Consider the following 22,625-nt stretch of genomic DNA (forward strand, 5'->3'; position numbering starts at 1 on the left):
CTGAATAATACAGGGTGACCGCCTCGTCATAATGCAAAAAGGAAGGCATCAGCCTTCCTTTTTGGAGCCTGTAAGGCGCATTGCTGCTTCTTAAAGAATAAGAGACGCTCTTAAGAAGCAAGCGCTGCTTTAGCAATTTCAGCAACAGAAGCAAAAGCAGGCTTGTCGTGAACGGCCATATCAGCCAGAACCTTACGATCAAGCTCAACATTTGCCTTCTTCAAGCCATCGATTAAACGGCTATAAGACAAGCCGCACTCTCTTGCCTGTGCGTTGATGCGAGTTATCCATAGCGCTCTAAACTGGCGTTTTCTTTGGCGCCGGTCACGATACGCATATTGGCCGGCCTTAATAACAGCTTGCTTGGCAACTCGATAAACCCTGCTTCGGGCACCGTAATATCCCTTGGCTTGTTTTAATATTTTCTTATGACGCGCCTTGGCCGTCACACCGCGTTTTACTCTAGGCATAATTCAATTCCCCTACTTTAACTACCATGCAACATACGTTCCACTAACTGGGCATCGCAAGACTTCAAGGTATCAGCCTGGACACGCAGATGGCGTTTCTGCTTGGGTGATTTTTTAGTGAGAATGTGGTTTCGATAAGCACCGCGTCGCTTAATAATTCCACTTGCAGTTTTACGGAAACGTTTGTGCGCTCCGCGATGTGATTTTAACTTTGGCATAACTCATGTACTCCGCATTTTAAAATACCTGCCGCTCGATCATCATTCCAACAAGCTCAGCATGAGGAATGGCAATTTATAAAAAATTAACAATCCGAACGTAAAACTGGATGAAAAGATCCCGGCAAGCTGATTATTGCTACTTTGTTTTCTTGGGTGATAAAACCATCATGAGCTGGCGTCCTTCACGTTTGGCCTGCTGTTCGATCACAGCCACATCAGCTGTATCTTGCTGCAAGCGCTGCATGATCTTCATGCCAACGTCCTGATGAGCCACTTCACGACCACGAAAGCGCAAAGTGACCTTGACCTTATCACCATGATTCAGGAAACGTATCAGGTTGCGTAGCTTGACCTGATAATCCCCTTCTTCCGTCGTGGGACGGAACTTTAGCTCCTTGACTTGTATCTGTTTTTGTTTTTTTCTGGCCTCAGCCTGTTTTTTACTTATTTCAAACAGATACTTGCCGTAATCCATTATACGGCACACCGGCGGCTTGGCTGTGGGCGATATTTCCACCAAATCCAAGCCACTTTCCTCTGCAGCACGCAAAGCCTCACGTCTTGATACTATTCCCGCCTGGTTGCCATCGGCATCAATTAAGCGTACTTCAGGTACATTGATTTGTTCGTTAATTCGCGCGCGATCGCTGTCACGCTTATTTGATGCACTAATGTTAAGTCCTCCAGTTAATTATCAACATATACCCGGAATCAATTTACCCGGGCCGGCTCTGCGTCACTGCCTGCCTTGCATCAATTTCCCGCTGCAAGGCAGCATATAATTCTTGTATACTTTGCGCGCCCAGATCAGATCCATCTCGAGTACGCACTGAAACCTGCTGCTGCTCTACTTCTTTATCGCCAATAATTAGCAGATAAGGAATTTTTTGCAAAGTATGCTCGCGAATTTTAAAGCCAATCTTCTCATTTCTCAAGTCAAAAATAGAACGAATGCCCTTATTTTGCAAAAATTGTTGAATTGATGCGGCATACTCATGCTGTTTTTCACTGATGGTCAGAACCGCCACCTGAACCGGAGATAGCCATAAAGGCAAACTTCCCGCATAATGTTCCAACAAAATCCCCATGAAGCGTTCAAGTGATCCGAGGATGGCACGATGCAGCATAACTGCGGTTTTTTTGGTGCTGTCTTCAGCCACATATTGGGCTTCCAGCCGCCGCGGCATGGAAAAATCGACTTGAATCGTGCCGCATTGCCAGATCCTTCCCAGGCAATCCGTCAGTGAACACTCAATTTTTGGACCGTAAAAAGCACCTTCTCCAGGCGCATCCAGCCATTCAATACCCCTGCTTTCAAGCGCATAGCGCAATGCCGCTTCAGCCTTATCCCAAACCTCATCGGAACCCACGCGCTTTTCTGGCCGCAAGGCCAAGCGATAGATAATATTCGTAAATCCAAAATCAGCATAAACGGATTGCACCAATTCCAACATCATCGCCACTTCAGACTGAATCTGGTCTTCGGTGCAGAAAATATGGGCATCATCCTGTACCATGTTACGGACACGCATTAAGCCGTGCAGGGAGCCCGAAGGTTCGCAACGATGGCAATTGCCAAACTCAGCAAGCCTCAGAGGCAAATCTCGATAGCTTTTTAGCCCTTGATTATAAATTTGCACATGGCATGGGCAATTCATAGGCTTGATGGCGTACAATCGACTTTCTGTTTCAGTGATAAACATTTCATCATGAAAATTATCCCAATGGCCTGATTTTTCCCACAAAATACGATCGACGAGCTGCGGGGTTCTGACTTCTTGATAGCCATACTCTACCAGGCGCCTGCGCATGTAACTTTCCAGTATTTGGTAGATAGTCCAGCCTTTGGGATGCCAGAATACCATCCCTGGGGCAATATCCTGAAAATGAAATAAATTCAGGCTCTTGCCCAGTTTGCGATGGTCGCGCTTTTCAGCCTCTTCCAGGCGATGCAAATACTCTTCCAACGATTTTTTATCAGCCCAGGCCGTACCATAAATACGTTGCAGCATTTCATTATGAGCATCGCCCCGCCAATAAGCACCGGCAAGCTTGGTCAGCTTGAATGCTTTGATATATCCGGTTGAAGGTACATGCGGGCCACGGCATAAGTCTTCAAAGTCGCCCTGGCGATAAAGTGATATGGTTTCATTTTCAGGAATTTCAGCAATAATTTTTGCTTTATACTCTTCCCCAATTTCGCGAAAATAGGCGATAGCCTCATCACGCGGCAATTCGCGGCGGCTTATGGGATAATCAGCCTTGGCCAGCGCTTTCATTCTCTCTTCAATCAGCCGCAAATCCTCGGGAGTAAATGACCTGGAAAATGCAAAATCGTAATAAAACCCGTCTTCAATGACAGGGCCTATGGTAACCTGCGCGCTGGGAAATAGCTGCTTGACTGCCTGCGCCAAAAGATGAGCGGCAGAATGACGAATAATTTCCAGGCCCTGGGGATCTTTTTCGGTAATAATCCGCACCTGACAATCGCCAGTCAACTGATGGGAAACATCCACCAGTTTTTCATCGACAAGACCGCCTATTGCTGCTTTAGCCAAACCAGGGCTAATGCTGCAGGCAAGCTCATAAACAGTTAAAGGCTCGGCAAACTGTTTGATACTTCCATCCGGTAATTTAATATTGGGCATATAATTTCCCTGTAGAATTTCCGAAATACCGCTCAACTTACGCGTTTATAGGAGCGCTCCTATGCGGGCGCACTACTTTATCCCGCAAACAATAAATGCAAGGAATGTAAAACAAAAAAACCCTGGCGTACAGGGTTAAGCTGGTAGGCACGAGTGGGATCGAACCACCGACCACCACCATGTCAAGGTGGTGCTCTACCACTGAGCTACGTGCCTAATATTCGTGCTATATGATGTCGGGGTATTATATTAAACCCTTCAGCGCAAAGCAAATAATTTCAAAAACAAGTCGGGCAAAACCATATTTTTGACCATATGACCTGATGCCATTTTCGCGCCGCGAGTCAGCAAATCTGGCCCGCCTGAGCGGAAATAACCAATTAAGGAAGGCCGGAATGCGTTCAGCCTATTCCGGCCACATTGCTAAGCGAGGTTGCAGCTATGGTTAAGCCACTTCTTCCATCAATCTGGACTGGCGCAGCATTCTGTTCCATCGCATGCTGCCTGGCCCACGGTTTGGACTGAGTTGAAACGCATCCCTTACGTTTCGAAATTAATTGTAGCATCTTAACAATAAATGTCAACTATTAATTTTTTATTGAAACTTTTAATTTCGTAACAATATAAATTTGCAGTGACAGATACTGTTTGTTACACTTTATAATATGAGTATGCTACTGTGTTTGTATCGCCATGGAAAAAGTTGACTTAACCAAACAGTTTGCTTATCGCCTGCGTGATACGCTCATCGCAGCAGGATATAATTCGCAGCGTTCCACTTCAGGGGTGAATATCCATAAACTTGCCGAAATTACCGGTTATTCCCCCCAGATTTGCCGTAAATATCTGCGCGGCCAAGCCATTCCTGAACCCGGTAAACTGGTGGAAATTGCAGAGAAACTTCATGTTTCGCCAGGGTGGTTATTGTTCGGAGACAGCCACAGCGACCGCTTTGGCTCGGAAGATGAAATCACCATCAAAAAAAGTTTGTTACATTATATTTTCACCCAGGCTAAAACATTATATAATGCCGCAGCCTCAGACAGTGATGTTTCAGATTTTTTACTCGATCTGGCAAACGATGTAAGCCAAATCAATGCCAATGAAGAGCAATCTAAAAAAATTATTGATTTGGCGCTGTCTTCAATCAGGCACTTTGGTCATTCACAAGGAAGCAGTTAAGTAGCACATGCACAATAATATGGAAATTAAGCCCCACCCTTCTTTTTTAGAGATACTGTTTGCCCATAAAAGCAAAGTATCCAGCATATTTCGCGATATCATTGGCATTCATGAAATAAACCATATTGCTGTCTCCTGCATTAATGCCAGAAAAGAGCTCATCACTTTTTCTTCTACTCCGGCACTGGAATATAATTTATTCAGCAGCAATCTCTGGTGTTTCGATAAGACTTATCAAGCCCACTGGTACGAACGCTGTACGCAATCTTCATGGCAATCTTTATATTCTCCTGCCCGATATGATGAACTTTATTATATAAAACAGGGAAGGCATCGCTACCCCCTTGGCATGTCTCTTGCCGCTAAATGGCAAGATCAATTCTTTATTTATTCACTGGCCAGCCGTAAATCTTGCCAGAACACTCATGACCTTTTTTCTCAAGAATACGAAAGCTTTTATAAAATCGGCCAGTATTGCTCAAGTTCCCTGATACCCTTATTCACGCAAATGTTTAATTATTGTGAAGCACATCCGCTCCAACTCCAACCTATAGGCATGTTATGAGGCATCAAAACAAAGTTATTCTTGGAGGCTTCATGGGCAATTTGGTTGAAGCTTATGATGTCTCTATTTGCTATTTTCTATCCAGTGAGTTATCCCGGGTGCTTGTTGGAGAACATCAAGGCAGGCCCACGATTGTTCTGACTCTAATTTTCCTGGCTTATCTTGCAAAGCCTATAGGCGCCTTCATTCTGGGCCTGCTTTCTGACTTATACGGCCGTAAAAATATTCTGACCCTTTCTATTTTAATTATGGGTTTATCCACTGCATGTATTGGCTTGGTGCCCGGATATAGAGAAATTGGCCTGTACTCCGTTGCCCTGCTTTTAAGCCTGCGTATCATTCAAAGCATGGCACTGGGGTCGGAATTTTTAAATTCCGCTTCTTTTTTGGTAGAAAGCGGCGATGATAAGCAAAAAGGATTCAGGGGCTGCTGGTCTTCTGTTGGGGTAAAAGCAGGATATCTTGTTGCTTGTCTGGTTACTGAATTATCCAGGGAATATTTAACGGACTTTGGGGGAGAGTGGTTTTGGCGCATTCCATTTATCCTGGCTTTGCTGACAACCGGTATTGGTGTTTATATTCGTTACAACATGCCTGAAAGCCTGGCTTATATTATCTACTACGCTGAACGCGAAAAACCAACCACACGCACGATTTACCAACAATCGATGCAATTTGTAAAGCGATATCCTTTTTTATTTAACTATGCTTTTTTTGCAAGCTTTCTCTCAGTGGCAACAGGGTTTTTCTTCTATCTTTATATCCCTTTGCACGCAGCCCAGTACTCAAAACTTTCAAGGGAATTTATCATTACATCCACCACCATTTCTCTGGCATTTGTCACCTTACTTATCCCTGTTTTTGGTTGGATTTCAGATAAAAATGACCGTTTGAAAATGCTGACCTTCGCAAGTTCCGGTCTTTTTATTCTCGCATACCCGTTCATGCATACTATCAACTTTGGCGGGGAGAGCCAGTTTTTGCTGCTTCAACTGCTGATCTCCATTCCCTGCGCCTGCTATTACAGCGTATCATCGGTATTGCTTACGGAATTGTTCCCCCTCCAAATTCGCTGCACAGCGCTTTCTATTGTTTTCTCCGTTGCCGCAAGCCTAGCGGCCGGCGTGCCGCCTCTATTGGCCGATTACCTGGCTCGAGCCACCAAGCTTCCGAATTCCCCAAGCCTGATGATGATGGCCTTCTCAGCCATTGTTTTAATCAATATCAATTTGCTGCATAAATACTACCGCAACGGGAAAAACCAGTATGCAGTTTCTATGGCAAGCAAGGAAAGGGCTGTATTTACGATCCAGTATCAACGGTAACGGCTTTGCGAAGAATGCCCAGGATTTTTGCCAATTTAATGAAAGCGATTCATTTGTGCCAGCGCATTCTTGTACAACCTGCTTTCAAGCTCAACCTTATTCTGCAAATTATCTTTCAAATCATAGAGACTATAAAGCCCCCATCGATTGATAATCACAAGGGAATTTTGCAGAGGTAAAAACAGCGCCAATTTCCCATAACTTGCCATCAAGATGACTTCTCTTAATGCTGAATTCATTAGGGAAAATCCAAGCGCATAATCAGATGTGGCATTTTTAACGCCTAAAACCTCCGCCAATAAGGTAGGCACAATATCATAGTGGCTGGTTATATGGGTTATTTCGCACGCCATTTGCTGCCTTGGCCAATGCACCAGCAGGGGTACACGGGTTTGCGCTGGGGTAAAATTGCTGTTATGGCCCCAATAGCCCTTACCATTGTCGTTAAATTCTTCCCCGTGATCTGATGTGATGATGATGAATGTGTTCGCGAATGCATCTTTCATTTGCAGGTCTTCCAGCACATCACCAACCAGGCTATCCACAAAAAACAGGGCGTTTTGATACTGGTTGCGGTACAAATACTGATTGTCAGGGCGATGTAAATTTAAGTGGTTGACTTTTTGCGCGGGCTGGAAGGGGGCGCGAATTTCATTTTCAGGGTATTGATAGGCATGGGCACTATCATAAAATACGAATGCGAAGAATGGTTTTTTTGCCTTGACAGCACTTGTGGTGAACTCTTTGACTTTTTGCGTGACAGCCTTGTCGCGAGCCACACTGTCTATGCCTTCAGTAGCCGGATTAAATTCGGGTACATTGACAAACACCGTGCGATGAAACGGCGGCGATAAAGCTGAGGCGCTTGGGAAAATGCCTATCTTATAGCCTTGTTGCTTCAGCACATCAAAGAGCACAGGTCCCTTCCCCGCCCGATAAAATGCATCAAAATCCGCAGGATTAACACTATAAAATAAGCTGAATATGCCGGATCGGGTACAGTTGCCGCCGCTATAATGTGCTTTAAAGTTGCAAAACTGCCTGGCATGGGCAAAAATCCTGGGTGTTATCGCTGAGGTCAGGCTGTCAAAACGCCAGGCATCAATGGCAATTACCAGAATATTCGGCTTATTGCGTATCTTTTTGATTTTCAGCGGATTAAGCGGATAATGTAACTTGCTGTTGTTGCTATAAAAACCTTGTTGCCGGACGGGGGGAACAAGATGGTGCCTTGCCAGGAATCGTTTGGCTGTCAGGCCCCAAAACCCGGGAATCAGTTCGGTGGGTTTGAGAAACTGTGGTTTATAAGCCGCATCCGCGAAAGCATAGATCCCTTGACTAGCCAAAAATAGAAATATGAGCGCGTATTGACCTGCCCGCAAGAAGCGAAGTATGCCAAGACGGCAATTTTTGCTGAGTTTACTCAAAATAAACTGCAAAAACAGCAGGCTGCCCAACACAAATCCAAGACTGAAATATTCGCTTCCCGTCAGATCAAAAATCTCAGCTCGGGCGGGGCTTAAAATCATGGCAAGAATTGGCGCATTGATATGCGTTTGAAACTGCGAATAACAAAACAAATCAACACACAAAAAAAACTGACCAAATGAGGCAATTAAAGGAGAAACCATAATAGGCTTTAGCCATTTATAGCTTAAAAAATAAACTAAAGCAGGCAATACAAACAAAAAAAGAAAGCAACTCAACCCCGCATGAACGAGAGACAAAACAATAAAGTATGCCCATGAGGCCAAGGAGAATGCTGCCGGGTTTAAAGCACCATACAATAAAAATATAATAAAAAATAAAGGGAAATTCAGAAGGCAAAAGAAGCGCAGCCGGTCGAACGGCGATGGAATGTCTGTCATGGGTTTTGTCTCGGGGCTACTGTAGTGAGATGCGGTTTTTCAGCAGAGGCATCGGCACCATCTCTTCTTTATATTTATATCTTTGTGCTGAACTCAGATATCTGGTGAAGATTCTCGCTGATCTTCTCCTTGAAGGATTGCAAATCTTCTTGAGTCATTTGCAAAAACCGCTCTTGCGATAAGTCCTCTGGTATCTTCATATTCATTAATGCGTCCAATTTGCCTATGGTTTCATCGGCTTGAGCCATCAGCAGCGCTAGCTCTGATTTTTTAGCGGCGGAATCAGCCGTCGAAAACTTGTCGAGCAACAAACGCCTGGCTTCGATTTCAGCCTTTAAACCAGTAAATTTTTGCAGCATACGAAACAGCGTTTCCCGGGTGTCCTTATCTACCATTTCAATAAAAAGAACACTGCTGTCTTGTTCCTCAGCCATATATTCATCCTCATCTATATCAGACAGATTCACCCAATGACTCATTGGTGATATCATCGGCGTTTTTTTATACACTCTCTTTACTATGATACTACATTATTTGTTCATTATGGGAATTTGTGTTGAAGCGATCACCGGCGCTATTGCCGCCGGCCGTAAAAAAATGGATTTTTTTGGGGTCATGCTGATAGCCAGCATCACGGCCCTTGGCGGCGGAACCGTTCGCGACGTATTGTTTAATACCCATCCATTAACCTGGGTCGCGCATCCGCAATATTTACTGTATACATCAGCCACAGCATTACTGACTATCTTTATCGCTCATTCTTTGGTGCGGGTTATGAAACTTTTTTTGGTTCTTGATGCGCTGGGGCTTTCGGCATTTGTCATCATAGGTACGCAAAAATTGCTGAATCACGGCATGAGCCCAAGTGTTGCCATTTTCGGCGGGATGATAACCGGCATCTGCGGCGGTATGCTGCGAGACATTTTATGTAATGATATCCCCCTTGTGCTCAGAAAGGAATTATACGCCGTAATCGCCCTGGCTGGCGCCGTTTTATTTATTATCCTTGGGTACTTTGATGTGCCTAAAAACATCAGTGTAGTGGTGACATTAGTTGCAATTTTTACGGTAAGGCTGCTTGCGATTTTCTTTCATATTGAAATGCCAAAGTTTGATTATGCCCACAGCTTGCAAAAGCGCCGCCGCTAAGCCTGGCACCTGCCGGAGCAACAGGGATATGTTGCTCCCCTTATGCTTCCAGGAAAACTCAGTAAAATTGTGTATGATGGCCGTGGTTATGCGAAGGCGCATAATAATCTTGAGGATAACTATGGATCTCCACCCGTACAGGCTCCTCGGTCCGGATCAGTTTTTGAGCCACTGGCACTACAAAACGTGTGATAAGCGCAATGCCTTCCCTAATCGCATCGCCTATGGCGCTTGCAGCAAAATAAATGCCCGTTAAAAGCCCCTTAAAAGCTTCTTTCAGGTGATGGCCGCTTTGTCTAAAATCCAATAAGGGCAGGTTAAAAAGGCATAAGGCAGTTTCTTTTACCACATCAAAAGCCGTTTTTAAGAGTTCAACCACGCAAAGCAGCGGCATGACAAAAGGCGCGCGAACCTGCGCTCTTAAATCAGCAACTGAACGGTAGGGGGTAAAAAAGCCATGCCTTGAGACCTGATACAGTTCCTTTTTTTCTTCATCCCATCGTTGTTCTTGCCATTCGGAAAAAGAGGTTTGCAGCACAGATGCAGCATCGTACTGTTGTCTTTTCTGTTCCTCTAAGGTTTGCAGAAAATCAGCGAACGTTTGCTTTATCACTTCAAATGACATTTTTTAAGCTCCCCAAAATCTCTGTATAGGATAAGTCATTTTTTCCTCTACAAAGCCAAAAAAAGCATTATAGGGAATTCTTTAGAGAAAAAACAGAAAGAAAAATTTTCAAGAAGCGCCAACCAGGAACAATGCAGTTCCCGGTTAAGCTAAGATGCTGCAATCCTCAATTCCCTGCATAATAGGGGTTGAAGGAGAATTGTTGAGAGTCATTGTCCCCATATGACGGCTGATAATCCTGCTGATACGGATACTGATAATGGCCATTACCGAAATCATCTTGCCCATCATTCAGCGATTCTTCGCCTTGCTTGCCCTTTACCGCATTGACCACGGCAGCAATAGGCGTGGTAATCGTTCTGGTCAGCAGGGAAAAAGACTCCCAAAGCGCATCAATCAATGCACTGGCAGCAAAAAAGATCCCGCGAAAAAACCCTATAAATGCATTTTTAAAATGCTCTCCGCTTTGGTGAAAATCGAGTATAGCCAGGTTTAATACACAAAAAAATGCATCCTTGACGACATGGATCGCTGACGTGATTGCTTGTATGGCGCAGATCACAGGCATTACTACTGGCGCGCGAAGTTGGGCTTGAAAATCGCGGAAAGACTGGTAAGGGGTAAAAAAGCCATGGTGAAGAACTCTTATTCGTTTTTCTTCCTTGAAATCCCATTTTTTTGTTTGATGCTCGCGGACACAGGTTTTTCGCACGCCTGCTGCTTCATATAACCTTGCCTTTTCCTGAAAAAAACTCATGGTGATTGCTCCCAAATTAAGAAACTATAATTAATAATTACCGGTATGGCAGAAAAGGCTAGAATGATACATTTTTATATCATTTTGTGCAACATTTGCCGTTAAAGCAAACTGATTGCATAAGTCCTGTTTCCCAAGCTAAGCTAGAAGGGGATGTCAATCATTGGCCTATATAAGGAAAACTAACATGACAAGCACTGAAGGAAATATGCAAACCCTATCCCCTAAACTGCAACGAAATTGGGGCTGGCTGCTGTTTCTTGGCATTATTTTTATTCTTTTAGGCAGCATTGGTTTGGGGATGCTTGTGGGATTGACGCTGGTCAGCGTTCTTTTTTTAGGCATTCTCTTAATTATCGGCGGTGCTGCCCAGGTGATAGATGCGCTGAGGAGCAAGCACTGGAAAGGTGCGCTCTGGCATCTTTTGGTTGCCCTGCTATACATCGCAGGCGGTATCATTATTTTCTACGACCCGATTCTCGCCTCTGCGGCACTCACTGCCTTGCTGGCTTCTGTTTTAATCATCATCGGCGCCTTGCGTTTTTTCATGGCGCTCTCCTTGCGGGGCAGCAAAGGCTGGGGCTGGCTTATGTTTGCCGGCCTGATTGCTATTCTTTTAGGGATTTTAATATTGGCGCAGTGGCCGTGGAGCGGACTTTGGGTCATCGGTTTATTCCTTGCCATTGACTTGATTGTCAGCGGCTGGACTTATATTTTTATAGCGGTTGCCTTGCGCAACATGTCGGCATAAGCAAACGCAAGAGGCATTAACGTATTAGACTGCTTTACAAGGCACAAGCCTTTTGCCGCATTATGAAAAAAAACCTTCCGCGACTTGCGGAAGGATGCAGTTTATTGCATTTTTTTCCAGCGCCTGACACTGCTTATGATTTCCTCCTGGGCTGCATCAGGACCTTCCCAGCCGTTGATTTTAACCCACTTGCCTTCTTCCAGATCCTTATAATGGGTAAAGAAATGCTCAATGGAAAGCAGCAGCGAAGCAGGCAAATCCTCGTATGTCTTGACCGATTCGTATAATTTACTTAACTTGGATATGGGGACAGCCATCACTTTGGCATCAATGCCTGATTCATCAGTCATCTTAAGCATCCCTACCGCACGGCAACGGATCACAGCGCCGCTGATGAGCGGCACTGGGCTGACTACCAGAACATCGACGGGATCGCCATCTTCAGACAACGTATTTGGAACATAGCCGTAATTGGCTGGATAAAACATGGCGGTAGCCATGAAGCGGTCAACAAATAAAGCGCCGGTTTCTTTATCGACCTCATATTTAACGGGCTCGCCGCGCATGGGGATTTCAATGATGACGTTAATTTCATTGGGAACGTCACGACCACTGTTTACATCCTTAAGACCCATTGCAATACCTGCTTCAGTTAAAAAGGCAATATTATGCGCAATTTATTGGTAAAAGGCAAAGAGAACATGGGTAGCTTCGAAGCCTATGTAGATGGTTGATCAACAGACCCAAATTTCCCCCCATCTTTAGATGGCCATCAATTAAAATTGATGGCCATCGTATATTCTTTGCTATAATCCATAACCCATCGAACGAATTCAGGATGATTATGGACTGCTTATTCTGTAAAATAATTGGGGGGGATATCCCTGCCAAAGTGATTTTTGAAAATTCAGAAATAATGGCTTTTCGTGATATAAAACCGCAGGCGCCAACACATGTGCTGGTTGTGCCCAAAAAGCATATTGCCACCATTGCCGATGCCGATACCGGGGATGAGCGATTGCTGGGGCAGATGATTTTGGCTGCAAAGAAAATCGCCAATGAAGAAGGACTGACGGAGAAAGGGTATCGATTGATATTTAATGTCAACTCGTACGGCGGCCAGGAAATATATCACATCCATCTACATCTTTTAGGCGGCAGGCAAATGACCTGGCCTCCTGGCTGAGGTATTTAAATGCAAGAATTATATAAACAATTGCTAGAACAAATTGGTGAAAATATTGACCGAGAGGGGCTGAAAGATACGCCCGAACGGGCAGCGAATGCCATACGTTATTTGACCAAAGGGTATCGGGAAGATTTGAATGAAATTATCAATGATGCGCTCTTTGAATCAGACATGAGCGAAATGGTGATCGTCAAGGATATTGAAATGTATTCCATGTGCGAGCACCATTTGCTGCCTTTTTTAGGCAAGTGCCACGTTGGCTATTTACCGCACGGAAAGGTGCTTGGTCTTTCGAAAATAGCACGTATCGTTGATTATTTCGCCCGACGCCTGCAAATACAAGAGCGTCTCACTACTGAAATCGCTAATTGCATTGCCCATATTACCAATGCTCGTGGGGTGGCAGTTGTGATTGAAGCCCGCCATTTATGCATGATGATGCGCGGCGTTGAAAAGCAAAACTCCATTATGACCACCTCAGTGATGCTTGGTGATATGCGCAACAACCCCAGCAGCCGAATGGAGTTTTTAAACCTGATTCGCTAACCATGAGGGAGAAATAATACTGCTTTTTATTTGTGCAAAAAAGCAGTATTACCAAAACCCTACTCTTCAGGCGAATCATCCTGGATGGGCTGCTCATCAGACTCAGCTTTCTCCTCTGGCTCGCTTGTTTCCGGGCGTGATTCTGCTTCTTTTGTTTTGCTTGATTCCGGCTTATCTTTCCACTCCAGCTTGACCCGGCCTTGTTTGTCTATGCCTGCGACAAAAACCGTGATCTCCTGACCTTCGGTTAATACTTCCTCAACCTTTTGCGAACGATCTGCACAGATTTGCGATATATGCAGCAAACCATCTTTACCAGGCAATAAATTGATGAAAGCGCCAAAGTCGACGATTTTACTCACTTTTCCGTGATAAGTCTGGCCTACTTCTACTTCTGCAATCAGTGCCTTAATCTGCCGTTGCGCTTCTTCCAACGCTTCCGCATTAGGAGAAAACATTTGTACTACGCCAGTATCATCAATATCAATTGCAACACCAGTGCTTTCTACCAATCCTTTAATTGTGGCGCCGCCCTTGCCGATAATGGTGCGAATCTTGTCTTCGGCCACCTTCATGCTCACAATTCTTGGCGCATGTTCGGATAACTCTTCGCGGTGTTCAGCCAGCGCATTATTCATCACTTCCAAGATGTGCTTTCTAGCAGCCAATGCCTGATCAAGCGCCTGCTCCATGATTTCCTTCGTGATACCGGTGATTTTGATATCCATTTGCAGAGCGGTTACCCCTTTTTCGGTACCGGCAACTTTAAAGTCCATATCGCCCAAATGATCTTCATCCCCCAATATATCTGTGAGGACAGCAAAGCGTTCCCCTTCTTTAATCAGGCCCATGGCCACACCCGCAACAGGCGCCTTTAAAGGCACGCCTGCATCCATCAGGGCAAGGCTTGTGCCGCAGACTGTGGCCATTGAACTTGAGCCGTTTGATTCGGTGATGTCAGAAACCACTCGCAGTACATAGGGAAATTCACTGGCACTCGGGAGCACTGCCATCAGGCTCCGGTGTGCCAGACGGCCATGGCCTATTTCGCGGCGCTTGGGGCTGCCAACCATACCGGTTTCTCCCACAGAAAAAGGTGGGAAATTGTAATGCAGCATAAACCGCTCTTTATATTCTCCCTCCAGCCTATCCAAAGTCTGCGCATCTCGTTCGCTTCCCAAAGTGGCGGCAACGATGGCCTGGGTTTCACCTCTGGTAAAGAGGGCAGAACCATGCGCCCGCTCAAGAAAAGTGGTACGAATAGCGATGGGACGGACAGTTCTTTGGTCACGGCCGTCAATACGCGGCTCACCATTGAGGATGCGGTTTCGGACAATGTTCTTCTCCAATATGCCAAGAAGTGCCAAGATATCGTCCCGCTCAATATCCTCGTTCCCTTCCAGCAAAGCATCGGCCACCTGCTGGCGGATTTCTGCCAGGCGCTGATAGCGCTGTTGCTTGTCTCTAATTTGATAAGCCTGTTCCAAATCATCTTGAGCCCGTTTTTTTAGCTCAATTTCTAATGCCTCATCAACAGCAGGCGGCGTCCAGTCCCAGGCTGGCTTGCCGGCTTCTGCAGCAAACTCTCGGATGGCCTTGATGACACCTTTCATCATCTCATGACCATAAAGCACGGCGCCAAGCATAATTTCTTCGCTGAGCTCTTGAGCTTCGGACTCAACCATCAATATGGCATTTTCAGTACCGGCTACTATGAGATCAAGTTCAGAATAGGCAAGCGCTTTATGGCCAGGATTTAATAAATAAATACCATCCTTATAACCAATCCGCGCAGCGCCAATTGGCCCTTGAAATGGAATGCCAGAAACAGCAAGCGCTGCGGATGCGCCTAACATCGCCACGATATCAGCAGGCACATCCGGGTTTAAAGACATAACCGTTGCAATCACTTGCACTTCATTATAGAAATTATCAGGAAACAATGGGCGCAAAGGGCGATCGATCAATCTGGAAACCAGCGTTTCGTGCTCGCTTGGGCGGCCTTCACGCTTCGTAAATCCCCCTGGAATTTTACCAGCGGCATAAGATTTTTCCTGATAATGAACCGTTAAGGGGAAAAAATTATTTTTCTCAGCACCTTCCTTATTGCCTACAACAGTCACCAAGACCTGGGTTCCGTTCATGTTTGCAAAGACAGCGCCAGTGGCCTGTCTTGCAATTTCACCAGTCTCCAGAGTCAGGGTGTGCTCGCCAAATTGTACTGTTTTAGTGATTTTAGCCACGTATGTCACCTCTTAAATCAATTGTTTTATATTTTTAGATGGGCTTGGATTTCTTTCAAGACTATTGTTAGTCCAGGTTATAAACCTGGGCAGCGGAGAAAAAAAAAGCGCAGAAGACTGCGCTTTTTTAAATGAAAACGTTTGCCCAATCACCAATCATGCTGGTAATCAATAGGAATCTCTTAAACCTAGTTTTTTAATCAAACTGGAATAACGATCCTGATCTTTTCTTTTCAAATACTTTAAAAGCTTGCGCCGTTTGTTAACCAAAGCCTGTAATCCACGGCGTGAATGGAAGTCTTTTTTATGGGTTTTAAAATGCGTTGTCAAATAATTAATCCGGTTTGTGATAAGGGATACCTGCACTTCGGGCGACCCAGTATCAGCATTGGCGCGCTTAAATTCATTGATGATATCTTCTTTCTGTGCGCTAGTTAGCGACATTGTTTACTCCTAGAAACATGAATCGTGTGTTTTCAAAATGATGAATTTTACCAATCCCTGTCTTCATAAACAAGCAATATTTTGTCCAAGCAGCTTTTTTTTGACGACAACCCAATTGTAGATAGCTTGATCTGTATTCGTCAATAAAAAATCAATACACTCCCTGCAGAAGACGTTTGCCTTTTAAATGCCCTGACTCATCGACCTCGCCCAGGCCGACAAAACGGCCATCCAGGCGATATAACCGCATGATGCCGCAATTGTTTTCAGGCTGTATTTTGATAATCTTGCCTTGGCGAAGGGCCGATTCTTCATCAAATTCAATGGTCATCCGCGGGAAAAAAGCCGTTGCCCTGTCAATTGGCAATAAGCAGTTGAGCAGTGCTTCTTTTGATTGTTCAGCCAAATCGTTCAGGGCATGCATGGGCTCATCAGCAAAGCCTGCCGTATATTTCCTATGCAAGCGGGTTACATGGGCGCCAACACCAAGCTTATTGCCAATATCCTCTATTAGATTGCGGATATAAGTCCCCTTGCTGCAGGAAACAACCAGGGAAAAATGACAGGCATCAAAATCCACCAAACTCAGTTGATGAATATAAATATCACGCGCCTCTCGTTCCACTTCGACTCCAGCGCGGGCATACTCATAAAGAGGCCGGCCTTGATGTTTTAAGGCCGAAAACATGGAAGGAACCTGCTTGCTCTTGCCCAAGAAAGCCTGCAAGACCTCGTGTAAATCATCCTGGCTAATAGCCCGGCCTTCTACCCTGGCAATGATTTCTCCTAAAGCATCTCCAGTATTGGTTTTGATGCCGAGAGCAGCTGTAACTTCATAACATTTATCCGCATCCAGCAAATACTGGCTGAATTTTGTCGCTTCTCCAAAACAGATTGGCAACATGCCGGTTGCCAGAGGATCAAGGCTTCCAGTATGTCCTGCTTTTTGCGCATTAAATAAACGTTTGACCTTTTGCAAAGCCCAATTTGAAGTAACGCCTTGCGGCTTATTCAGGAGCAAAATACCATGTACAGGCTGTTTATTGCTGCTCGTCATCTTGCTGTTTTTCAGGGTTGGCTTCATCAATGAGGCGGCTTAGGCGTTTGCCGTACTCGATCGACTCATCATAAACGAAATGCAGCTGCGGCATGATCCGAAGAGTCATGCTTTTCGCCAATATAGTCCGCAGATAACTTGCAGCAGCGTTTAAAATGGCGGCTGTTTGCTGTGGCTCAGCATTTAAAACCGTAAAATATACTTTGGCATGGCTTAAGTCCTTTGAGACCTTAACTGCTGAAATAGTCACAAATTTTGATAATCGCGGGTCGGTAACTTCCGTTTGAATCAATTGGGCCAATTTACGCTTTATGGTTTCGGCAATTCGATCCGTACGTTTAAATTCATTTATCATATCTATCTCGATTTAGCGGTTAGATTGGCTCCATGCCCAGGCTGTCTCATGATGGAACTGAAGGTTCGGTCAAGTATCAATCACGCTTGATTTCCACTGTTTCAAATACTTCAATCAAATCGCCGCTTTTGACATCATTATAGTTTTTAACGCCAATGCCGCATTCAAGCCCCTGCCGTACTTCCACAACGTCATCCTTGAACCGACGCAAGGACTCTAAAGTACCTTCATAGATCACCACATTATTTCTTAATACCCGGATTGGGTTATTCCGCTTAATCACGCCTTCGATCACCATACAGCCGGCAATCGCGCCAAGCTTGGGTGAGCGAAAAACATCCCGCACTTCTGCAATCCCGATAATTTCCTCTTTAAATTTAGGTTCAAGCATACCGGATAAGGCGCCTTTGACCTGGTCCACAATTTCATAAATCACACTGTAGTAGTGTATTTCAACGCCTTCCAATTCAGCCAGTCGCTTGGCACCGGCATCAGCACGGACGTTAAAACCAATCAGCAATGCATGAGAAGCGATTGCCAGATGCACATCGGACTCGGTAATGCCGCCCACCCCGCTTGCGATAATGTTCACAGTCGCTTCATCAGTTGAAAGCTTGACCAATGCATCGGCAATAGCCTCTACAGAGCCTTGAACATCTGCTTTAAGCACTACATTTAAGACTTTGGATTCAGCTGCGGTCATGGTATCCATAAAGCCCTCGAGCGAAGTCTTCTGGCGCCTTGCGAGTTTCACATCACGGAATTTTCCTTGCCGGAATAAGGCAACTTCGCGAGCGCGCTTCTCATCTGGAACAACAATCGCTTCATCACCAGCATGCGGAACTGCAGATAAACCCAATACTTCAACGGGAATAGAGGGTCCTGCCGCTTCCACCGTTGAACCATTATCGCTGACTAATGCTCGAACTCTTCCATATTGGAGACCTGCAAGCAGGATATCTCCCCTGCGTAAAGTACCATTTTGAACCAGGACTGTAGCGACAGGCCCACGACCTTTATCCAGCCTGGATTCAATCACCACGCCTTTTGCCGCGCCATCAGTATGTGCGGTCAGCTCCAGCACTTCAGCCTGAAGTAAAATTGCATCCAGTAATTCCTCTATGCCCTGGCCGGTTTTAGCAGAAATTTTAACGAACATGGTATCGCCACCCCACGCTTCGGGAATAACATCATACGCAGACAGCTCGTTCATCACCCGCTCTGGATCAACACCCGGTTTATCCATTTTATTAACCGCCACGATAATGGGGACTTTAGCTGCTTTGGCATGTTGCACGGCTTCTATCGTTTGCGGCTTAACGCCGTCATCAGCGGCAACGATCAAGATCACAATATCAGTCACTTCCGCGCCGCGGGCACGCATCGCGGTAAAGGCAGCGTGACCTGGGGTATCAAGGAAAGTAATTTCACCCTTGGCAGTGCTGACATGATACGCACCGATATGCTGGGTAATCCCGCCTGCCTCTCCAGCGGCTACTTTTGTTCGACGAATGTAATCCAGCAACGAGGTTTTACCATGATCCACATGCCCCATGATAGTGACCACCGGCGCGCGGGTCTCTTCACGACTACCTTTGCTGACCACATCGTCAAGTGTCGCTTCAATAGCATTTTCTTTAAGAGGCCGGGGAATATGTCCCATTTCTTCAACAACAATGATCGCCGTTTCCTGATCAATCACTTGGTTAATGGTTGCCATTGCACCAAGACTCATCATGGCTTTAATCACTTCTGCCGCCTTGACAGACATCCGTTTGGCAAGCTCAGCGACTGTAATTGTTTCAGGAATCGTCACCTCTCGAACCACAGGTGCCGTGGGTTTAGCAAATCCGTGGGTCAATGCTTCCTCGGCTTCACGGTATTTTTCTGATTTTTCAGTGCTCTTTCGTTTTTTTACCTTGTGTTTTTTATTAGGAAATATCAGTTCATGTTCCTGCTCTTCCTGGTAACGGGGCTGATATTTACTTTTCTTCTTACCCTTGCGATAGTCTGACTTTTCTATATCTTGCTCATCTTCATCAGCAGCCTTTTTCTTCGAAGGCCGCGCGCGTTCTTCTTTCTTGGGACGCTCAAAACTTTCCTTTTTCTCCACTGACTCAGCTGGTTCAGGTGCAGTTTCTGAAACTTCAGGCACCATTTCTTTCGGCAAAGCCTCCTCTTGGGCGGCTTCTATTTCGACAGGAGCTTCAGCCATCTTCTGTTCCGTCTCAAGCGCTATCCCGGAAGATGAAGCTTCTGATGGCTCAGCTATATCCTGCACTGGTTCAACAGCAGGCTCAGCCGGCTTTGCCGCTTCATCTTCCAGTACAGCTTCTGCTACCTCAGGCTCGTTTTGTTGTTCAAGAATGCTGCGCTTCACGTAAGTGCGATTTTTTCGAACCTCAACCTTAACTTTTTTGCCGCTATGTGCATCTTGCCCTAAAGTTACCTGCGAAACACTCTTGCGGCGCAGGGTAATGCGTCCAGGCGCCAGGGTGTTCTCTCCCTTATTAAGACCTTTTAAATGATTGAGCAATGTGCGCTTTTGCTCTTCATTTACCACCTGCTGATCATCTGTAAAAGATAACCCAGCTTCCTGCAACTGGTTCAATAAGCGCTCAACAGGGATACCCACGATTTGTGCTAATTGTTTAACCGTTACATCCGCCATAATTCAAATCCTCATTTAGCTGCCTCTGCGGCAGCTTATAAATTTTAATAGTCATTCCTGAAGCTTAAAGCTGGAATTCGTTCTATTAATTCTCACTTAAACGGACAACCATATAAAATGGCATCCAGCATAACAAATTGAAAATCAAGCTGACCAGTACTTCTTTTGAGCGAAATTTTCAAATCTTCATGATAAATTTTGCTACAAACTTTCACCAAAAAATTTAACAAAAAATAGGGTTAGGCCTCATCAGACTGAAACCAGGGCTCCCTGGCTTTCATAATCAAAGCACCAGCCTTCTCTTCGGTCATTCCTGTCAGCTCCTGGAGTTCATCCACAGATTGTTCTGCAAGCTCCTCAACAGTGGTGATGCCTGCGCCTTTCAACTGCTCTGCAAGTTCTTCAGTCATACCTTCTAACGATAATAAATCGCCATCACTGCCTTCTGTGGCTGTCTGGCCTGAAGCTAAGGCCTGAGTTAATAAGGAATCATTTGCCCGGCTTCGCAACTCATCAACAATTTCTTCGTCAAATTCCTCAATAGACAGCAGTTCATCTTTAGGAACATAGGCAATTTCCTCAAGTGATGAAAACCCATTTGCTACCAGTATGGAAGCAATTTCTTCATCAATATCAAGAGCTGAAGTAAATAACTTGATAATTTTAGTGGATTCAGCCTGGCTCTTATCTTCAAACTCCTCCGCTGTCATGACATTTAACGTCCATCCTGTTAACTGGCTAGCCAGGCGAACATTTTGTCCTGAGCGCCCTATGGCCTGGGAAAGTTGCTCTTTCTGTACTGCCAGATCCATGGTATGCGTATCTTCATCGACCACAATCGAACTGATTTCCGCAGGCGCCATAGCATTAATCACCAGCTGGGCCGGATTATCATCCCATAATACAATATCAACTCGCTCGCCGCCTAACTCGCTGGAGACTGCCTGAACACGTGCGCCGCGCATTCCGACACACGCACCAACAGGATCAATTCGGCCGTCATTGGTCTTAACGGCGATTTTAGCCCGGCTGCCGGGCTCACGCGCTGCTGCCTTAATCTCGATTACATTTTCACCTATTTCGGGCACTTCAATTCGAAATAACTCAATCAGCATTTCCTTTCTTGTTCTGCTTACCAGGAGTTGCGGACCTCGCGGCTGCTCCACAATATCATAAAGATATGCCCGCACTCTGTCATTCGGCCTGAACATTTCCTGCGGCAGCATTTCATTCCTCGGCATAAATGCCTCAGCTTTACCGCCGAGCTCAATAATCACATTGTCCCGTGTAACTTTTTTAACTGTGCCGTAGACCAGTTGCCCAAGCTTACTGACGTATTGATCAACGATTAATCGACGTTCTGCTTCACGGACCTTCTGCATGATAACCTGGCGGGCTGTTTGCGCAGCTATGCGCCCAAATTCAATAGATGGCATCGGCTCTTCAATTCGCTGGCCAATTTCTATAGCAGGATTTCTTTCGCGCGCTTGTTCTAATGTTAATTGCCTGTCTGGATATTCCAGTTCTTCTTCGGGAACCACATCCCAATAGCGAAATGTTTCATACTCGCCTGTACGTGGATCCAGCTTGACTCTTACGCCTAGATCGACACCTGAAAGCTTGCGCGTTGCTGACTCTAATGCAGTTTGGATTGCTTCCAAGACAACATCTTTACTTACGCCTTTTTCGTTTGATAATGCTTCAGCAACTAATAACAATTCTTTGCTCATTATTCGCCTCACTAGACAGTCAAATTTGCTTTTACAATATTGGAAATATTAAATTCCCTATGCTCATCATCGATGCTTAGCACCAACTTATCTTCATTGGCAGAGGCAATGACTCCACTAAATTTCCTTCTACCTTCTACTGGCTTCATCAATTTTATCTGTACTTGCTGTCCTAAAAACCGCTGATACTGCCAGCCATGAAACAGAGGCCGCGGTACGCCTGGCGATGAAACTTCCAACGTATAATTTCCCGAAATCGGATCCTCTACATCCAGTAATGCGCTGACCTGGCGGCTGACGCGCTCACAGTCTTCAATTCCTATTCCTTCCTCTTTATCAATATAAATCCTCAGTACAGAATGCTTCCCCCGGGAGATATACTCACATCCCCACAGTACATAACCCATATCTTCAACGGTTGGCGCCATAAGCGCTTCAATCTCGTCATGTATCATATATTTTTAACCCATTATCGCCAAGCCAAAATGGCGGTTCCGCATTAACGCATGCTTTGAAAAAATTGCCGTAGTTCAAGTAAGATTTGAGTGAAAGACGGTTATCTTTGCAGACGCGCCCAATACAGCTGCTCTTTTCAATATACCACTCGGTTAAAGTCATTTGACAGCATACCGACCAGGTAGAATTTATATCCCTATCATGCTAATTGTTTAGCAAACATTTTCTTAGATAAGTATAGATAATAAAAAACCCCATAAATGGGGTCTTGTTATAATTGGTAGCGGGGGCAGGATTTGAACCTACGACCTTCGGGTTATGAGCCCGACGAGCTACCAGGCTGCTCCACCCCGCATCAACTAAGGCTAATTAT

22 protein-coding genes, 2 tRNA genes and 2 pseudogenes are annotated in these 22,625 nt (G+C 45.2%); 7 read left to right on the forward strand and 19 right to left on the reverse strand.

Features of this window, described 5'->3' with window-relative positions; all coding sequences use genetic code 11:
* Positions 1–110 precede the first annotated feature (110 nt).
* From rplT to Llon_RS09595, 5 genes are all read right to left on the reverse strand, one after another.
* On the reverse strand, positions 111–470 hold the full coding sequence (gene rplT / locus Llon_RS09580) for a 50S ribosomal protein L20 (RefSeq protein ID WP_058529842.1): 360 nt from the start codon (positions 468–470) through the stop codon (positions 111–113).
* Between the two features lie 17 nt (positions 471–487).
* On the reverse strand, positions 488–688 hold the full coding sequence (rpmI, locus tag Llon_RS11340; RefSeq protein ID WP_083503315.1) for a 50S ribosomal protein L35: 201 nt from the start codon (positions 686–688) through the stop codon (positions 488–490).
* A 139-nt stretch (positions 689–827) separates the two neighbouring features.
* Positions 828–1,364, reverse strand: a complete 537-nt coding sequence (gene infC, locus Llon_RS09585; protein ID WP_058529843.1) for a translation initiation factor IF-3 — start codon at positions 1,362–1,364, stop codon at positions 828–830.
* A gap of 43 nt (positions 1,365–1,407) precedes the next feature.
* Positions 1,408–3,339 carry a threonine--tRNA ligase gene (gene thrS / locus Llon_RS09590; protein WP_058529844.1) on the reverse strand — a complete coding sequence of 644 codons (1,932 nt, stop codon included), beginning with the start codon at positions 3,337–3,339 and terminating at the stop codon, positions 1,408–1,410.
* A gap of 141 nt (positions 3,340–3,480) precedes the next feature.
* Positions 3,481–3,555 (reverse strand) — tRNA-Val (locus Llon_RS09595).
* A 477-nt stretch (positions 3,556–4,032) separates the two neighbouring features.
* On the opposite strand from Llon_RS09595, the gene Llon_RS09600 reads away from it, so the two are divergent.
* Genes Llon_RS09600 through Llon_RS09610 form a run of 3 tightly spaced genes read left to right on the forward strand, consistent with a single transcriptional unit; the run spans position 4,033 to position 6,411 of the window.
* Entirely contained in the window at positions 4,033–4,521 is a 489-nt protein-coding gene (locus Llon_RS09600) for a helix-turn-helix domain-containing protein (protein ID WP_058529845.1), read from the forward strand.
* 7 nt (positions 4,522–4,528) lie between these two features.
* Positions 4,529–5,086 carry a hypothetical protein gene (locus Llon_RS09605; protein ID WP_058529846.1) on the forward strand — a complete coding sequence of 186 codons (558 nt, stop codon included), beginning with the start codon at positions 4,529–4,531 and terminating at the stop codon, positions 5,084–5,086.
* A gap of 32 nt (positions 5,087–5,118) precedes the next feature.
* Entirely contained in the window at positions 5,119–6,411 is a 1,293-nt protein-coding gene (locus Llon_RS09610; RefSeq protein WP_160149073.1) for an MFS transporter, read from the forward strand.
* Positions 6,412–6,446: 35 nt separating this feature from the next.
* Here Llon_RS09610 and Llon_RS09615 read toward each other — a convergent pair whose 3' ends face one another.
* Together Llon_RS09615 and Llon_RS09620 are read right to left on the reverse strand one after the other, a co-directional pair.
* Positions 6,447–8,279 carry a sulfatase-like hydrolase/transferase gene (locus Llon_RS09615; RefSeq protein WP_058529848.1) on the reverse strand — a complete coding sequence of 611 codons (1,833 nt, stop codon included), beginning with the start codon at positions 8,277–8,279 and terminating at the stop codon, positions 6,447–6,449.
* A 74-nt stretch (positions 8,280–8,353) separates the two neighbouring features.
* Positions 8,354–8,758: a hypothetical protein gene (locus tag Llon_RS09620; RefSeq protein WP_131754632.1), complete on the reverse strand. Its 405-nt coding sequence runs from the start codon at positions 8,756–8,758 to the stop codon at positions 8,354–8,356.
* Positions 8,759–8,798: 40 nt separating this feature from the next.
* On the opposite strand from Llon_RS09620, the gene Llon_RS09625 reads away from it, so the two are divergent.
* Positions 8,799–9,428 carry a trimeric intracellular cation channel family protein gene (locus tag Llon_RS09625; RefSeq protein ID WP_058529850.1) on the forward strand — a complete coding sequence of 210 codons (630 nt, stop codon included), beginning with the start codon at positions 8,799–8,801 and terminating at the stop codon, positions 9,426–9,428.
* Positions 9,429–9,486: 58 nt separating this feature from the next.
* Here Llon_RS09625 and Llon_RS09630 read toward each other — a convergent pair whose 3' ends face one another.
* Together Llon_RS09630 and Llon_RS09635 are read right to left on the reverse strand one after the other, a co-directional pair.
* Positions 9,487–10,053, reverse strand: coding sequence for a hypothetical protein (locus Llon_RS09630; RefSeq protein WP_058529851.1), 567 nt, complete (start codon positions 10,051–10,053; stop codon positions 9,487–9,489).
* Between the two features lie 166 nt (positions 10,054–10,219).
* A complete protein-coding gene (locus tag Llon_RS09635; RefSeq protein ID WP_058529852.1) occupies positions 10,220–10,810 on the reverse strand; it encodes a hypothetical protein in 591 nt (196 codons plus the stop codon).
* 187 nt (positions 10,811–10,997) lie between these two features.
* On the opposite strand from Llon_RS09635, the gene Llon_RS09640 reads away from it, so the two are divergent.
* Complete coding sequence (locus Llon_RS09640; RefSeq protein WP_058529853.1) at positions 10,998–11,561, forward strand: HdeD family acid-resistance protein; 564 nt, start codon at positions 10,998–11,000, stop codon at positions 11,559–11,561.
* Positions 11,562–11,662: 101 nt separating this feature from the next.
* Here Llon_RS09640 and ppa read toward each other — a convergent pair whose 3' ends face one another.
* Positions 11,663–12,196, reverse strand: coding sequence for an inorganic diphosphatase (gene ppa, locus Llon_RS09645; RefSeq protein WP_058529854.1), 534 nt, complete (start codon positions 12,194–12,196; stop codon positions 11,663–11,665).
* A gap of 209 nt (positions 12,197–12,405) precedes the next feature.
* On the opposite strand from ppa, the gene Llon_RS09650 reads away from it, so the two are divergent.
* Positions 12,406–12,747 (forward strand): histidine triad nucleotide-binding protein, encoded by a 342-nt coding sequence (locus tag Llon_RS09650; RefSeq protein WP_058529855.1) that lies wholly within the window; start codon positions 12,406–12,408, stop codon positions 12,745–12,747.
* A 9-nt stretch (positions 12,748–12,756) separates the two neighbouring features.
* Positions 12,757–13,296: a GTP cyclohydrolase I FolE gene (gene folE, locus Llon_RS09655; RefSeq protein ID WP_058529856.1), complete on the forward strand. Its 540-nt coding sequence runs from the start codon at positions 12,757–12,759 to the stop codon at positions 13,294–13,296.
* A gap of 59 nt (positions 13,297–13,355) precedes the next feature.
* Here folE and pnp read toward each other — a convergent pair whose 3' ends face one another.
* From pnp to Llon_RS09695, 9 genes and pseudogenes are all read right to left on the reverse strand, one after another.
* Positions 13,356–15,539 carry a polyribonucleotide nucleotidyltransferase gene (gene pnp, locus Llon_RS09660; RefSeq protein WP_058529857.1) on the reverse strand — a complete coding sequence of 728 codons (2,184 nt, stop codon included), beginning with the start codon at positions 15,537–15,539 and terminating at the stop codon, positions 13,356–13,358.
* Positions 15,540–15,707: 168 nt separating this feature from the next.
* Positions 15,708–15,983, reverse strand: a complete 276-nt coding sequence (gene rpsO, locus Llon_RS09665; RefSeq protein ID WP_058529858.1) for a 30S ribosomal protein S15 — start codon at positions 15,981–15,983, stop codon at positions 15,708–15,710.
* Between the two features lie 151 nt (positions 15,984–16,134).
* The gene (gene truB, locus Llon_RS09670) at positions 16,135–17,067 is read right to left on the reverse strand and encodes a tRNA pseudouridine(55) synthase TruB (protein WP_237758309.1); all 933 of its coding nucleotides are present in this window, start codon (positions 17,065–17,067) and stop codon (positions 16,135–16,137) included.
* Positions 17,024–17,395 (reverse strand): 30S ribosome-binding factor RbfA, encoded by a 372-nt coding sequence (gene rbfA / locus Llon_RS09675; protein WP_058529860.1) that lies wholly within the window; start codon positions 17,393–17,395, stop codon positions 17,024–17,026. Before rbfA ends, truB begins: the two co-directional genes overlap by 44 nt.
* Positions 17,396–17,471: 76 nt before the next feature.
* Positions 17,472–19,454: pseudogene (gene infB / locus Llon_RS09680) on the reverse strand (translation initiation factor IF-2); the annotation flags it as partial.
* Positions 19,455–19,706: 252 nt separating this feature from the next.
* A pseudogene (locus Llon_RS11910) lies at positions 19,707–20,066 on the reverse strand (translation initiation factor IF-2 associated domain-containing protein); the annotation flags it as partial.
* Positions 20,067–20,305: 239 nt separating this feature from the next.
* Positions 20,306–21,796 carry a transcription termination factor NusA gene (nusA, locus tag Llon_RS09685; RefSeq protein WP_058529862.1) on the reverse strand — a complete coding sequence of 497 codons (1,491 nt, stop codon included), beginning with the start codon at positions 21,794–21,796 and terminating at the stop codon, positions 20,306–20,308.
* Positions 21,797–21,807: 11 nt separating this feature from the next.
* Positions 21,808–22,251 carry a ribosome maturation factor RimP gene (rimP, locus tag Llon_RS09690; protein ID WP_058529863.1) on the reverse strand — a complete coding sequence of 148 codons (444 nt, stop codon included), beginning with the start codon at positions 22,249–22,251 and terminating at the stop codon, positions 21,808–21,810.
* 279 nt (positions 22,252–22,530) lie between these two features.
* Positions 22,531–22,607 (reverse strand) — tRNA-Met (locus Llon_RS09695).
* Positions 22,608–22,625 lie beyond the last annotated feature (18 nt).

Origin of the sequence: Legionella londiniensis (genome assembly GCF_001467825.1) — a bacterium.
Lineage (GTDB): Bacteria > Pseudomonadota > Gammaproteobacteria > Legionellales > Legionellaceae > Legionella_A > Legionella_A londiniensis.

Coding starts and splice junctions, on each gene's coding strand:
- rplT (WP_058529842.1), bottom strand. CDS start 470: ATGCCTAGAGTAAAACGCGGTGTGACGGCCAAGGCGCGTCATAAGAAA.
- rpmI (WP_083503315.1), bottom strand. CDS start 688: ATGCCAAAGTTAAAATCACATCGCGGAGCGCACAAACGTTTCCGTAAA.
- thrS (WP_058529844.1), bottom strand. CDS start 3,339: ATGCCCAATATTAAATTACCGGATGGAAGTATCAAACAGTTTGCCGAG.
- Llon_RS09600 (WP_058529845.1), top strand. CDS start 4,033: ATGGAAAAAGTTGACTTAACCAAACAGTTTGCTTATCGCCTGCGTGAT.
- Llon_RS09605 (WP_058529846.1), top strand. CDS start 4,529: ATGCACAATAATATGGAAATTAAGCCCCACCCTTCTTTTTTAGAGATA.
- Llon_RS09610 (WP_160149073.1), top strand. CDS start 5,119: ATGGGCAATTTGGTTGAAGCTTATGATGTCTCTATTTGCTATTTTCTA.
- Llon_RS09615 (WP_058529848.1), bottom strand. CDS start 8,279: ATGACAGACATTCCATCGCCGTTCGACCGGCTGCGCTTCTTTTGCCTT.
- Llon_RS09620 (WP_131754632.1), bottom strand. CDS start 8,758: ATGAGTCATTGGGTGAATCTGTCTGATATAGATGAGGATGAATATATG.
- Llon_RS09625 (WP_058529850.1), top strand. CDS start 8,799: ATGATACTACATTATTTGTTCATTATGGGAATTTGTGTTGAAGCGATC.
- Llon_RS09630 (WP_058529851.1), bottom strand. CDS start 10,053: ATGTCATTTGAAGTGATAAAGCAAACGTTCGCTGATTTTCTGCAAACC.
- Llon_RS09635 (WP_058529852.1), bottom strand. CDS start 10,810: ATGAGTTTTTTTCAGGAAAAGGCAAGGTTATATGAAGCAGCAGGCGTG.
- Llon_RS09640 (WP_058529853.1), top strand. CDS start 10,998: ATGACAAGCACTGAAGGAAATATGCAAACCCTATCCCCTAAACTGCAA.
- ppa (WP_058529854.1), bottom strand. CDS start 12,196: ATGGGTCTTAAGGATGTAAACAGTGGTCGTGACGTTCCCAATGAAATT.
- Llon_RS09650 (WP_058529855.1), top strand. CDS start 12,406: ATGGACTGCTTATTCTGTAAAATAATTGGGGGGGATATCCCTGCCAAA.
- folE (WP_058529856.1), top strand. CDS start 12,757: ATGCAAGAATTATATAAACAATTGCTAGAACAAATTGGTGAAAATATT.
- rpsO (WP_058529858.1), bottom strand. CDS start 15,983: ATGTCGCTAACTAGCGCACAGAAAGAAGATATCATCAATGAATTTAAG.
- truB (WP_237758309.1), bottom strand. CDS start 17,067: ATGAAGCCAACCCTGAAAAACAGCAAGATGACGAGCAGCAATAAACAG.
- rbfA (WP_058529860.1), bottom strand. CDS start 17,395: ATGATAAATGAATTTAAACGTACGGATCGAATTGCCGAAACCATAAAG.
- nusA (WP_058529862.1), bottom strand. CDS start 21,796: ATGAGCAAAGAATTGTTATTAGTTGCTGAAGCATTATCAAACGAAAAA.
- rimP (WP_058529863.1), bottom strand. CDS start 22,251: ATGATACATGACGAGATTGAAGCGCTTATGGCGCCAACCGTTGAAGAT.